Genomic DNA, 13042 nt, shown 5'->3' with positions numbered 1-13042 from the left:
GGGCGATAAGCCTGTGACGGCTTCAATGAGGCCGCGGCGAATTCGCCGCGGAAACCCATGGCGGTGGTCATCGACGGCCAGGTGCGCCGCTCGCTTCAATGAGGCCGCGGCGAATTCGCCGCGGAAACCCTCGTAGACATGCAGCGCGCCGACCAGGATGCCGATCGCTTCAATGAGGCCGCGGCGAATTCGCCGCGGAAACACGGCAGGTCGACCTGGCCGGCCTCGTCGATGGGCAGGCTTCAATGAGGCCGCGGCGAATTCGCCGCGGAAACCCGGGCGCGGTCAGCGCCCACTCGATCCACTCATAGCGCTTCAATGAGGCCGCGGCGAATTCGCCGCGGAAACCTGCTGATTTCCCAGTTCGCTCCCGGGACGCCGATTGCTTCAATGAGGCCGCGGCGAATTCGCCGCGGAAACCCGCAACACGCTTGGCATAATCAAGCGTTGGCGCCGGGCTTCAATGAGGCCGCGGCGAATTCGCCGCGGAAACGCTGATGGCGGTCTTCGACAAGGAAGCCGCGGCGCATGCTTCAATGAGGCCGCGGCGAATTCGCCGCGGAAACATCACTTATTGCCACGAAAAGCCCTTAAAGGCCAGTTGCTTCAATGAGGCCGCGGCGAATTCGCCGCGGAAACACGTGCGTATCTGGATGGGCGGACCGTCGAACGTGAGCTTCAATGAGGCCGCGGCGAATTCGCCGCGGAAACTTCTTGATCATCACCCATCGGGTACTCGAGAAGGCCGCTTCAATGAGGCCGCGGCGAATTCGCCGCGGAAACCGCGCTAGGTCGACCCCAGTCGACCACCATCGTTGCGGCTTCAATGAGGCCGCGGCGAATTCGCCGCGGAAACAGGGTCATGTGGTCGCCGCGCGTGCGCCGGTGACCGGGCTTCAATGAGGCCGCGGCGAATTCGCCGCGGAAACTCTTTGGGAATATCGCTTTGCCGGATACCCGCCGGCCGCTTCAATGAGGCCGCGGCGAATTCGCCGCGGAAACATGATCGCGCATTACTCTACGCCTTCAGCGAGGAAGCTTCAATGAGGCCGCGGCGAATTCGCCGCGGAAACTTCATCCGATCTCCAGCGGTCCAGCCGGGGACCTGGGAGCTTCAATGAGGCCGCGGCGAATTCGCCGCGGAAACACCCCGTGCGCAATCGGCATCCGGTCACGATTGGCGTGCTTCAATGAGGCCGCGGCGAATTCGCCGCGGAAACGCCGCCAGTTCCGCCGCCGCCTTATCCGCACCGAAGCTTCAATGAGGCCGCGGCGAATTCGCCGCGGAAACCCGGTCGGCCGCGCCGATCTCCACCACCTGCAACGGGACGCTTCAATGAGGCCGCGGCGAATTCGCCGCGGAAACACCGCGGTTGCCGTCATTCTTCGGCGCCCGTGAGTTCTTGCTTCAATGAGGCCGCGGCGAATTCGCCGCGGAAACGCCGAGCCCACCGCGCAGCCCGTGCACTGCCCCCCAACGCTTCAATGAGGCCGCGGCGAATTCGCCGCGGAAACAGCCAGACATCCCCCGGCCAACCCTGGATCGTCCTGCTTCAATGAGGCCGCGGCGAATTCGCCGCGGAAACAAGCGGGGCCAGTTCGGCAGCCGCGTCTGTCGCGGGGTGCTTCAATGAGGCCGCGGCGAATTCGCCGCGGAAACCCACCCCCACCTTGACCTGCTGCCCGTGCCAGGCCAGGCTTCAATGAGGCCGCGGCGAATTCGCCGCGGAAACTAGCACGCTCATAAATCACCACTCACCCGATAAACGGCTTCAATGAGGCCGCGGCGAATTCGCCGCGGAAACCACCGCCATGGTGGGATGGTCGGACGCGCCGGTCGCGCTTCAATGAGGCCGCGGCGAATTCGCCGCGGAAACGTGGTCGACACGGTGCCGGCCGCGCCGATCGTGAAGCTTCAATGAGGCCGCGGCGAATTCGCCGCGGAAACGTTCTTCGCCGATCTCCAGCAGCGCCGGGCCGGGGTCCGGCTTCAATGAGGCCGCGGCGAATTCGCCGCGGAAACCATGGACTTATCCTCCTTTGCGCAGTGCGCCGGCGCGCTTCAATGAGGCCGCGGCGAATTCGCCGCGGAAACCGCGGCGCTCGCCGCCGGTAACGCAACGCTGACCGGGCTTCAATGAGGCCGCGGCGAATTCGCCGCGGAAACCTCACGGAGCGGCCCGGGTCAGGGCCAGGGTGGCGATGCTTCAATGAGGCCGCGGCGAATTCGCCGCGGAAACTCCGCGCTGATCGAGGCGGGTGAAGCGGCGAAGTGCTGCTTCAATGAGGCCGCGGCGAATTCGCCGCGGAAACTTGGGTGGCTGCGCATAGTAAGCACACTCTAGCACCCGCTTCAATGAGGCCGCGGCGAATTCGCCGCGGAAACCGGGATGGTGGCGGCGCGGTCCCAATACCTGATCGCTTCAATGAGGCCGCGGCGAATTCGCCGCGGAAACCCAGGGAATAGCACGGCGGTGCCGGTCGGTCTCGTGGCTTCAATGAGGCCGCGGCGAATTCGCCGCGGAAACAACCAAAGGATCTCCGAAGGCTTCACTCGATCAAGGCTTCAATGAGGCCGCGGCGAATTCGCCGCGGAAACAAAAGGCTCGGTTTGAGCGTCCTGCTATTTCATCCACGAGGCTTCAATGAGGCCGCGGCGAATTCGCCGCGGAAACACGACGCGACCGCGGTAGCGCGCGGCGACCGAGGCGGCTTCAATGAGGCCGCGGCGAATTCGCCGCGGAAACGTCGAGACTGCGGAAGTCCCTGCGACGGCGAGCAACGCTTCAATGAGGCCGCGGCGAATTCGCCGCGGAAACGGCTCACCATCACCATCGCCGACGCCACCGACTTCGTGCTTCAATGAGGCCGCGGCGAATTCGCCGCGGAAACGAAGGTGGACACGTAGTCGCGGGCCTCGTCAAACAAGGCTTCAATGAGGCCGCGGCGAATTCGCCGCGGAAACCCCTTGGCCCCCATAGGAACCGCGCGCAATAGATTCGCTTCAATGAGGCCGCGGCGAATTCGCCGCGGAAACACCCGCTGAGTCGTCAACCAATCGAAATAGTAAGGGCTTCAATGAGGCCGCGGCGAATTCGCCGCGGAAACATCTTGACCGTTCAGGCACTCACCCAACCGCCCCAGAGCTTCAATGAGGCCGCGGCGAATTCGCCGCGGAAACGGTCCAACAGCACCGACCCATCGGCCGCAGTCGCCAGGCTTCAATGAGGCCGCGGCGAATTCGCCGCGGAAACACCATGACCAGCGCCGAGGGCGGCGCGGCGCGGGTGCAGCTTCAATGAGGCCGCGGCGAATTCGCCGCGGAAACCTGCGCCGCTTGGGTGGGGGTTGCTAAAGTCCGGGGAGCTTCAATGAGGCCGCGGCGAATTCGCCGCGGAAACCCCGATCGGTTAGCACAGACGAGCCATCGCTACCGAGCTTCAATGAGGCCGCGGCGAATTCGCCGCGGAAACCCGGGTGGGGATTTTGTGACGAAGCGGCTAAATGATGGCTTCAATGAGGCCGCGGCGAATTCGCCGCGGAAACAGTGCTTCGCCCGTATTCATCCGTGCGCAGCAAATAACGCTTCAATGAGGCCGCGGCGAATTCGCCGCGGAAACGCTGTCGGCACATGGACCAACCCGGTGGGCGTGCAGGCTTCAATGAGGCCGCGGCGAATTCGCCGCGGAAACCAGCGGCGGCATCATGCGCGGCATATCGCCTGGGAGAAGCTTCAATGAGGCCGCGGCGAATTCGCCGCGGAAACGAGGCCGCCCGCGCGTCCATCGCGGCGGTGCCCGAATGGCTTCAATGAGGCCGCGGCGAATTCGCCGCGGAAACGCGCAGCTTCCGGACCAAAACGGAAGCGAAAGACTGGGCTTCAATGAGGCCGCGGCGAATTCGCCGCGGAAACCCCACCGCCACGCTTACCGCCCATCACGCGACCTCCCGGCTTCAATGAGGCCGCGGCGAATTCGCCGCGGAAACGTGGTCGAGCTCGCCGTGTCGGATATCCGCGTCGACGCTTCAATGAGGCCGCGGCGAATTCGCCGCGGAAACTTCGATCGCCACCGTAACCGTTTAGCCCCCCCTGGGTGCTGGGTGCCAAGGAGTCCCGGCGGGTCGCGGCGGCCTTGATCATAAATCCGGCCATCAGCCCTTGCGGCGGCCCGTCGCGGCCGGGAACCGCTCCGACGCCGTAGGAGCGACCCCGGCTGCGACGCGTGCCAGCCGCGGCCGGGCCGCAATTATGATCACGGCCGGTCGCGGCGATCGGTCAGATGGCAGGTAAGGGCAACGGCGGGGCCTGAAGCCCTTGGCGGCGCTGGCGGACTACCTCGGCCAGATACGGCCAGGGCGAGACGGCGCGTTTGCGACAGGTCTCGATGACGCTGGCCAGGTGGGCGAAGGCGCGGGTGCCCTGCGCGGTGCGGGTCCCCATGCCGATGCGGCGGGCGATGACCCAGTGGCGCAGGGCGCGCTCGGCTTCGTTGTTGGTCAACGGCAACTCCGGATGGTCGAGTACCACCCAGAAGGTGTCCCAGTCGTTGAACAACTCGCGCGCCAGCGCGCGCATCTTCTCATGCGGCGCATCGACCTGACGCAGGCACTCGTCGAGCAGGGCGTTGAGCATCCGCGCATGCCGTGCGCGCAACACCCCGACGGGGGGCGGGGCGCCGCGGGCGTCGTAAACGGCGGCCATCACCGTCGCGATGACCGTCAGGATCTCGCTGCCAAAGCGCTGGGCCGCCGGTTCCAAGCCATCTTCCAGCGCCTGGGCCTTGCGGATCAGGTGGGCCAGGCAGCGCAGCCGTTGGTCCAGGTCGCGATAGGCCCAGAAGCCGTCGCTCATCAACCAGCCGTTGAAGGTCTCGCCGAGCACCTGGCGCACGACCTCCACCGAGCGCTTGCCAACGACGAACAGCGTGGCGGTGGCACAGGTGAACACCCACAGCCACCGCAGCCGACCATGCTCCTTCCAACTGGTTTCATCGGCATAGCGCAGTTCGACATTGCGCACCGCCGCGTAGAGTTCCGCCTCGACCACCGGGGCCACCGCCCGTCCGGCTTCGTGAAGGCACTGGTTGATGGTCGCGCTCGACAACTCCAGACCCAGCCAATCGGACAGAAACTCACGGACCCGCGCCCGCGACAACCGCATGCGCTGGCTCAAGGCGCAGATGAAGGACACTAGCAACGGTCCGGCCAAATGCCACTCGGTCAGGGCCACCGTCCACTCGACCTCGCCCGCCGCGCGCCCCGGCTGCGCCTGCGTCCAGTGGCCGCAATCGCAGCAGCATTCAAAATAGATGTGCTTGGTCTGGCGCAGGAGCAGTCCGGTCGCGCCGGCACCGGGCTGGATCAGCTCGATTTCGTAGCGGGCGTTGTGTGCCCGCGCCACATGAGCATCCGTCAACGCCTGGCCGCACCCCGCACAGCAGGTTGGCCGGTGAGGCTGCTCGGCGTCCACCGGCAGGTGCTGGGTGCGGCTGTGCCCCGGGCTGCCCGGGCGCCGACCGGGGGGCTGGCCGGTGACCGTCCGGTGCGAGCCCTGACGGCGCGGCCGGGGCGCCGCCGGCCCCGCCGGCTCAGCGTCGCCGGGGGTGTCTGCCGCAGCGGCCCCGTCCTGCGACCCCGCGGGGACGTCGGGCTGGCCAGCGGGCGTGTCCTGACCGCCCGTGCCCTCCCACGGCAGCCGCGTGCTCGGTGGCCGCGAACTGTTGGAGGGGTTCTGCCCCAGCCGCTCGCGCGCCGCCTTCAGGTCCGCCAGCGCCTTGCCCAACAGCACCCGCGCCTGCGCCGACGTGAGCGTCTGCAGGTAGGCGTCGTCGAATTGTCTGAGGTCGTGATCGCTCAGGTGCATGGCGGGGGCGTGGCGGCGCTGGCGCACTCTCGTATAGAAGCTTGGGCCATAGTTTGCCAGGACCGTCGAGCTTTGTCGCGTAGGCTTATGATCGTCGGCGAGGCATTCATCCGACTCCCGGCCATCCCGCTGGCCGCGCGGTCGCTGGTCCGCACAGCGGACCCTACGGGCGCGCAGCCTCCCCGTAGGGTCCGCTGTGCGGACCGGGCGTGGCTGGCCGAAACTACGTCACGCCGTCCGCGAGGGGGCTAAGAACAGGGGGGGCTAAACGGTTACTGCCGTCCTTGAAGGGGTGAATCAACTCGAATTGGGCGTGGACGATGGCTGTCTGGGCGATACCATCGCGATCCTGGGTCGCGAGATACCGCTCCCAATCCTCCAGGTGATCCAACAGTCGTAACGGGCTCGGTGGGACGAAGGTTGCATCCCCGATCGCGCAGCCCGGCGAGCCGATCCAGTTCTAATCGACGCGAAACCGCCCGTAACCGTTTAGCCCCCCCTGGTTGCTAAGCAGCCCTGGCGGGGGTCGCCCTGATCAGCTGGCTGGTGAGGGCAACGGCGGGGCCTGAAGTCCTTGGCGCCGCTGGCGGACCACTTCGGCCAGATACGGCCAGGGCGAGACGGCGCGTTTGCGACAGGTCTCGATGACGCTGGCCAGGTGGGCGAAGGCGCGGGTGCCCTGCGCGGTGCGGGTCCCCATGCCGATGCGCCGGGCGATGACCCAGTGGCGTAGGGCGCGCTCGGCCTCGTTGTTGGTCAACGGCAGCTCCGGATGGTCGAGCACCACCCAGAAGGTGTCCCAGTCGTTGAGCAACTCGCGCGCCAGCGCGCGCGTTTTCTCATGCGGCGCATCGCGCTGACGCAGGCACTCATTGAGCAGGGCATTGAGCATCGGCGCGTGGCGTGCGCGCAGCGCCCCGGCGGGGGGCGGGGCGCCGCGGGCGTCGTAAACGGCGGCCATGACCGTCGCGATGACTGTCAGGATCTCGATGCCAAAGCGCTGGGCCGCTGGTTCCAAGCCATCTTCCAGCGCCTGGGCCTTGCGGATCAGGTGGGCCAGGCAGCGCAGCCGTTGGTCCAGGTCGCGATAGGCCCAGAAGCCGTCGCTCATCAACCAGCCGTTGAAGGTCTCGCCGAGCACCTGGCGCACGACCTCCACCGAGCGCTTGCCAACGACGAACAGCGTGGCGGTGGCACAGGTGAACACCCACAGCCACCGCAGCCGACCATGCTCCTTCCAACTGGTTTCATCGGCATAGCGCAGTTCGACATTGCGCACCGCCGCGTAGAGTTCCGCCTCCACCACCGGGGCGACCGCCCGTCCGGCTTCGTGCAGGCATTGGTTGATGGTCGCGGTGGACAACTCCAGCCCCAGCCAGTCGGACAAAAACTCTCGGACCCGCGCCCGCGACAGGCGCATGCGCTGGCTCAAGGCGCAGATGAAGGCCACCAGCAACGGTCCGGCCAGATGCCACTCGGTCAGGGCCACCGTCCACTCGACCTCGGCCTGCGCGCGCCCCGGCTGCGCCTGCGTCCAGTGCCCGCAATCGCAGGCGCATTCATAATAGGTGTGCTTGGTCTGGTGCAGCAGCAGTCCAGTCGCGCCGACACCGGGCTGGATCAGCTCGATTTCGTAGCGGGCGTTGTGTGCCCGCGACGCATGAGCATCCGTCAACGCTTGGCCGCACCCCGCACAGCAGGTCGGCCGGTGGGACTGCTCGGCATCGACCGGCAGGTGTTGGGTGCGGCTGTGACCCGGGGTCCCCGGGCGCCGACCGGGCGGGGCGCCGCTAAGCGGGCGGCGCGAGCCCTGGCGGCGCGGCCGGGGATCCGCCGTCTCCTCCGGCTCAGCAGCGGCGCCGGGGGTGTCTGCCACAGCGGCGACGTCCCCCGACACCGCGGGGACCTCGGGCTCGCCAGCGGGCGTTTCCTGACCGCCAACCCCCTCCCAGGGCAACCGCGTGCTCGGTGGTCGCGAACTGTTGGAGGGGTTCTGCCCCAGCCGCTCGCGCGCGGCCTTCAAATCCGCCAGCGCCTTGCCCAACAACGCCCGTGCCTGCGCCGACGTGAGCGTCTGCAGGTAGGCGTCGTCGAATTGTCTGAGGTCGTGATCGCTCAGGTGCATGGCGGTGGCGTGGCGGCGCTTGCGCGCGCTGATTTAGGAGCTTGTGCCATAGTTTGCCAGGACCGTCGAGCTTTGTCGCGTAGGCTGATGATCGCTTAAGAGACATTCATCATACTCCCGGCCATCCCGCCGGCCGCGCGGTCGCTGGTCCGCACCGCGGACCCTTCGGGCGCGGAGCCTTCCCGTAGGCTTTGCGGTGCGGACCGGGCGTGGCTGGCCGGTACTACGTCAAGGCCGTCCGCGAGGGGGCTAGGAACAGGGGGGCTAAACGGTTACAACCGCCCCGGCTCTTTATCCGCGCCGCGAACGCTGTCCATCAACAGGGAATGCATCTGTTTCACCAGCGACAGGCTGAGCGGGCGGTGTTGCAGTTCTTCGGAGGCCCGAATCAAAGCGGCGCGATAATTCGCGATCTCTCGGATATCCTGGGCCTTCTCAGGTGGCATCGGCTGACCAGCCTCATGCTCCAGGACCTCGTCCAGCGTCGCCTGAGTGCCTTCTATCCGGGACGACAGCACCGCCTCCTGCGTTGTCAATGGAGACAGGAGCAGGCCTGGGTTGACGATGCCTTGCAACAGCCCATCGTAGCGGGCAAGTGCGGCATTTGCTCGTCCAACGAGGCCCACCAGGGCGCCGTAGTCGATGTTCTCGGGCGGCAGCGGGTCTGGGCTGTATGGATTCATGCCGCGGCCCCGATGTCGAGTTGGCCGGTGACGGCGGCGGTGATGAGGGCTTGGCGGTATTCTTGGAGGCGGTCGAGTTGCCTACAGATGCTAAGTTGGGTCGCTCGTGCCTGACAGAGCCCCTCATCGACATAAGTTGAAATCGACTGCTGCTCACGAAGAGGGGGAAGCGGTAACAACGTATTGCCAACATCATCCAGCCCGAGACCCTGTTTGGTTCCTCCGTACTGTGCCATCTGGAAATGGTTTGCGCCGACCTCGGAAGTCAATGCCATGGCGATGAAATGCGGGTCAGCGATCAGTGGGTTGGGGCGTAGCAATGCAACATGCTGGTTGATATAGGCGGAGACCGGCAGAGTCACGTCAACGAACGCGACCGCTCCGGTTCGAGCACCGGTGATGCAAACAAGAACGTCATTGTCCTTAACCAGGGTGCGCTCCCCTTCCGATCCCATCGGCGGATTCACATGTTGAATATTTGTTAGGTCCAGGTTCAAATGTCTTCCGAGATTGCCGCTTTGAATGAAAATCGGTGAATCCGCGTCATCTGTGTAGTAATCGGCCCACCCTCTTGATCCGGATGTCTTGAAATCCAGGAATACCTTGAGACGTCCTATTTCCCAATGTGCTGGTATCTCGCCAATCCACGGGATACCGGATTCCTTTATCGGTACGCTGGGGTCAAGACCCTTGGTCACTACCTGGTTGATGAGGGCGGTGCGTTCCTCGGCCAGCAGGTCCAGCAGCTTGCGCTTCTTCTCGATCAGCGCGTCGAGGTCGGCGGTCTTTTCGTCGAGGTAGTCGGCGATGGCTTCTTGTGTGGCAAGCGGGGGGATTGGCAACAAGGCTTCCTTTATCCCCTGCTGACCTAATCCAAAGCGTGTCACGCCGTTTGCGGCCATCCAAAACTGTTCGCGAACGCCCGTCGCCTGAATGGCGCGATGCAGAAAACGGCCCTGAAGCAGTTCGGCATCAGCGCGCAGTACAGCGAGGTGATACCCGCAGACAACGTCCCGCAGCAGCTCGGCCACGCAGGCCGCGACCGCTATGTCATTCCAGGACTCGGAATCTTTGGTGATTACAACATCGCTTGGTCTTAGTGTGAAGCGGAGAATCTCATTCGACGTAGCAGTCGCTTCCATGAACTCCATGCGATCAGTGATAAACTCGTTCTTGTACACATCGTTGTAGTTGCAGAGACGTACCGGCTGACCATCGTCATACGATTTCTTATCGACGTTGCTGTTGGTGATCGATGCAACGTGCCGTAGACGAAGAAGGCGCCAGCCAGACGGTAGTGCGCCTACCCAATGCAAATCGCTCACGCCAAGCCCCTCCCCAAAAACCCCTGAGTCTCGCCCTCCAACTCCCTGATGTCATAGTTGGTCGCCATCCTCAGCTTCTCCATATCGCCCGCTCCGTGTAATCCTCAGGAAACCCCATCTGTCGCACATCGACCTGATGGCGTTCAAGCAATGCGAACAACCGCTCCCTCCAGTCGTGGCCGGGGTTGATGCAGTCCATAAAGTAGGCCAGCATCACGAGCGTGTTATAGATGCGGCGCGGGGCCTGATTGGCATCAGGGCCGGGGTCAAGGCTGGGGATCAGCGAAGCAGGCTTGGTGCGCGGGAGTTGCATCGTCACAGTGACCTCGCGGTTCCACAAGCGCGCATGATGGGCGCAGAGACTGCGACCATATTGGCGGTGGCTGGAGAAGAGCGAGGAATCCAGGTAGGCGTGCGGTCCGTGGGCATCCGCGAGCACATCAACCCACTGGTTGCGCACAGAAATCTCGATGCGCTTGATCGCATCGTTTACCAGCAGGCGTAGTGCCCGGTCGAAAGTATAAAGGTTCAGAACCTGCTCAAAGGTCGTACCAGCGAGGAATCGGTGGTCGCTTCCGGTGGCATCGGTCGTCTCGAAGGGTATCCAGTATCCCCGGAGCCGGTAGTAGCCGATATGGGATAGGTCGTTGAGCGCAGAGGCCGAGTCGGCGATGACCATCGCGCGGTTGGTCAACAACTCAATCTGCTTTTGGAGGGAGGTGTGGGGTTTCGCGTATCTCATGCGAGCCCCGGAAAAAAGTAACCCGCCAGTTTGAGGGTACCCCGAGGGGCATAGCCTTGGCGGGTGTTGTTGCCACAGATTATGGAGGCTGTGGTCGCGATAGTAAAGCCCTCGCAAGCGCCGATCCTGTCTGCCCTGGTTTGCGGACTCATCCGAGTACCCTCCCCAGCAACCCCTGAATCTCGCTTTCCAACGCCTCGATTTCGCTACGTATCACCGCCAACGGCCGCGGCGCCTGGTAGACATAGAAGTGCCGGGTAAAGGGGATCTCGTAACCGATTTTGGTCTTGGAATGGTCCACCCAGGCATCCGGCACATGGGGCAGGACCTCGCGCTCCAGGTAGGCGCCGATGTCGTCCTTGAGCGGTACGTTCTCGTAGTCGCGCAGGTCCGGGTCCGGCTCCGGCTGGCCGTTGTCGGTGCAAACATCGGCGCTCTCGTCACGCTCGGACAGCGCGCTCAGGATGGCCTTGAGGACCGGGGCGGCGAGCTTGAGGCCCCTCGTCCTGGCGGCGGACTTGAGTGACTTGGTGAAGACGTCGCGGTTCTTGTAGAGCGGTGCGGTCGGCTCGGTGGACGGCGCTGCGCTGGTCCGGTCTAGGGGGGCGGCGAGGGTCTTGAGCAGGTCGAGCACGGCCCTCTGGGTGGCCTCGCCCTCCAGGATCTCGGCCGCGGCGCCGCCGCCCTTCTTCTTGCTGGTCAAGAGTGCCTGCCAGGTCTTCTCCTCCTTCAGACGCTCGATGCGCTCGGGGCTTGCCTGGAAATTGAGCCGCAGGGGGCGCTCCACCGTGATGCGGTGGAAGCCGAAGTCGGCATTGTCGAAGACCTTGACCTCGGGGCCTGCGGTGAAGTCCGCATAGAGTCGGGTCAGGGTGTCGATGTCGTCCGGCCCCAGTTCCTTGCGCTTGTCGCCGAGCGACTTGCGCATCTTGCGGAAGCGGTTGACGCCGTTGATGAGCTGGACCTTACCGCGGCGTGCGGGCGCCTTGCGGTTGGTCAGGAGCCAGACGTAGGTGCTGATGCCGGTGTTGTAGAACATCTGGTCGGGCAGGGCGACGATGGCCTCCAGCCAGTCGTTCTCGATGATCCAGCGGCGGATCTCGCTCTCGCCGGACGCGGCCGCGCCGGTGAAGAGCGGGGAGCCGTTGAAGACGATGGCGAGCCGGCTGCCGCCTTGGTGCGGGCGCTTCATCTTGCTCAGCATGTGCAGCAGGAACAAAAGCGAGCCGTCGTTCTTGCGCGGCAGGCCGGGGCCGAAGCGCCCGCCATGTCCTTGGGTCTCGTGCTCGTCCTTGACGGCCTTTTCGGCCTTGGACCAGTCGACGCCGAAGGGCGGATTGCTGATCAGATAGTCGGCCTTCAAGTCCGGCAGTGCGTCCGCCGAGAAGGAGTTGCCGCACTTGATGTTGTCGGCCGCCTGGCCCTTGACCAGCATATCGGCCTTGCAGATGGCATAGGACTCGTCGTTCAGTTCCTGGCCGAAGACCTCGAGCCGCGCCTGCGGGTTGAGTCGGCCCAGATGGTCCTCGGCCACCGACAACATACCGCCGGTGCCGCAGGCCGGGTCATAGAGGGTGCGCACCAGGCCGGGCTGTTGCAGGGCCTCATCGTCCTCGGCGAACAGCAGGTTGACCATGAAGGCGATGACCTCGCGCGGGGTGAAGTGCTCACCGGCGGTCTCGTTGGATTGCTCCGAGAAGCGGCGGATCAGCTCCTCAAAGATCGAGCCCATCTCGTGGTTGGTGACATTGGGCTCGGGCTGACCGTCCGGCCCCAGCAGCAGGCTGCCGTCGGGATGGCGCCGGTAGGGGTGCAGGTCGAGTTCGATGAACCGGCGCGCGACCAGGAACAGCAGGTTGGCGTGGTCGAGCCGGGCGATCTGGGTCTCGAAACGGAAGCGCTCCAGGATGTCGCGCACATTGGCCGAGAAACCGTGCAGGAAGCGCGTGAGATTGGCGGCGATATTGTCCGGGTCCTGCAAGACCTTGGGGAAGTCGAGCCGGTCCAGGTTGTAGAAGCCGCAGGCGGCGCTCTTCATCAGCATCCGCTCGCGCAGGGCCGCCGGCAGCTTGTCGCCGGCGCCGTCGGTGTTCCAGACCGCCTCGCGCGTCAGGGCCAGGACCTGGTCGAGGCGCCGCAGCAGGATGAAGGGGAGGATGACGCGGCCGTATTCAGACGGTTTGTAATCGCCGCGCAGCAGGTCGGCCACCCCCCAGATGAAGCTGACCTTTTCGGAGAAATTGTTCATGGACAGGTGATCTTATTTCCTTGTGCGCGCTCGCCCGGCGGACCTTGCGGTCGGTC

Annotated in this window: 7 protein-coding genes and 1 CRISPR repeat array (1 of these 8 only partly in view); all 7 genes read right to left on the bottom strand. The window is 64.9% G+C overall.

Annotated elements, in window-relative coordinates; translation table 11 throughout:
* Positions 1-4059: a CRISPR direct-repeat array (repeat unit 36 nt; unit sequence GCTTCAATGAGGCCGCGGCGAATTCGCCGCGGAAAC); it reaches 3107 nt to the left of the window's first position.
* A 217-nt stretch (positions 4060-4276) separates the two neighbouring features.
* The 7 genes from tnpC (THSYN_RS21450) to THSYN_RS21420 all read right to left on the bottom strand — a co-directional run bounded on the left by tnpC (THSYN_RS21450) (position 4277) and on the right by THSYN_RS21420 (position 12992).
* Positions 4277-5863: an IS66 family transposase gene (gene tnpC / locus THSYN_RS21450; RefSeq protein ID WP_100918359.1), complete on the bottom strand. Its 1587-nt coding sequence runs from the start codon at positions 5861-5863 to the stop codon at positions 4277-4279.
* Positions 5864-6086: 223 nt separating this feature from the next.
* On the bottom strand, positions 6087-6254 hold the full coding sequence (locus tag THSYN_RS37420; RefSeq protein WP_157817841.1) for a Fic family protein: 168 nt from the start codon (positions 6252-6254) through the stop codon (positions 6087-6089).
* A gap of 144 nt (positions 6255-6398) precedes the next feature.
* On the bottom strand, positions 6399-7988 hold the full coding sequence (gene tnpC, locus THSYN_RS21440) for an IS66 family transposase (RefSeq protein ID WP_100920916.1): 1590 nt from the start codon (positions 7986-7988) through the stop codon (positions 6399-6401).
* Positions 7989-8260: 272 nt separating this feature from the next.
* Positions 8261-8671, bottom strand: coding sequence for a Fic/DOC family N-terminal domain-containing protein (locus THSYN_RS21435; protein WP_100920915.1), 411 nt, complete (start codon positions 8669-8671; stop codon positions 8261-8263).
* Positions 8668-9996: a restriction endonuclease subunit S gene (locus THSYN_RS21430; RefSeq protein ID WP_157817840.1), complete on the bottom strand. Its 1329-nt coding sequence runs from the start codon at positions 9994-9996 to the stop codon at positions 8668-8670. The genes THSYN_RS21435 and THSYN_RS21430 overlap by 4 nt, the downstream gene beginning before the upstream one ends.
* Positions 9997-10066: 70 nt before the next feature.
* Positions 10067-10738, bottom strand: a complete 672-nt coding sequence (locus THSYN_RS21425) for an Abi family protein (protein WP_100920913.1) — start codon at positions 10736-10738, stop codon at positions 10067-10069.
* Between the two features lie 148 nt (positions 10739-10886).
* The gene (locus THSYN_RS21420; protein ID WP_216644802.1) at positions 10887-12992 is read right to left on the bottom strand and encodes a type I restriction-modification system subunit M; all 2106 of its coding nucleotides are present in this window, start codon (positions 12990-12992) and stop codon (positions 10887-10889) included.
* Positions 12993-13042: the final 50 nt, after the last annotated feature.

Origin of the sequence: Candidatus Thiodictyon syntrophicum, assembly GCF_002813775.1 — a bacterium.
Classification (GTDB): domain Bacteria; phylum Pseudomonadota; class Gammaproteobacteria; order Chromatiales; family Chromatiaceae; genus Thiodictyon; species Thiodictyon syntrophicum.
The sequence above is the reverse complement of the archived record's forward strand: the minus strand, read 5'-3'. Positions and strand labels throughout refer to the sequence as shown.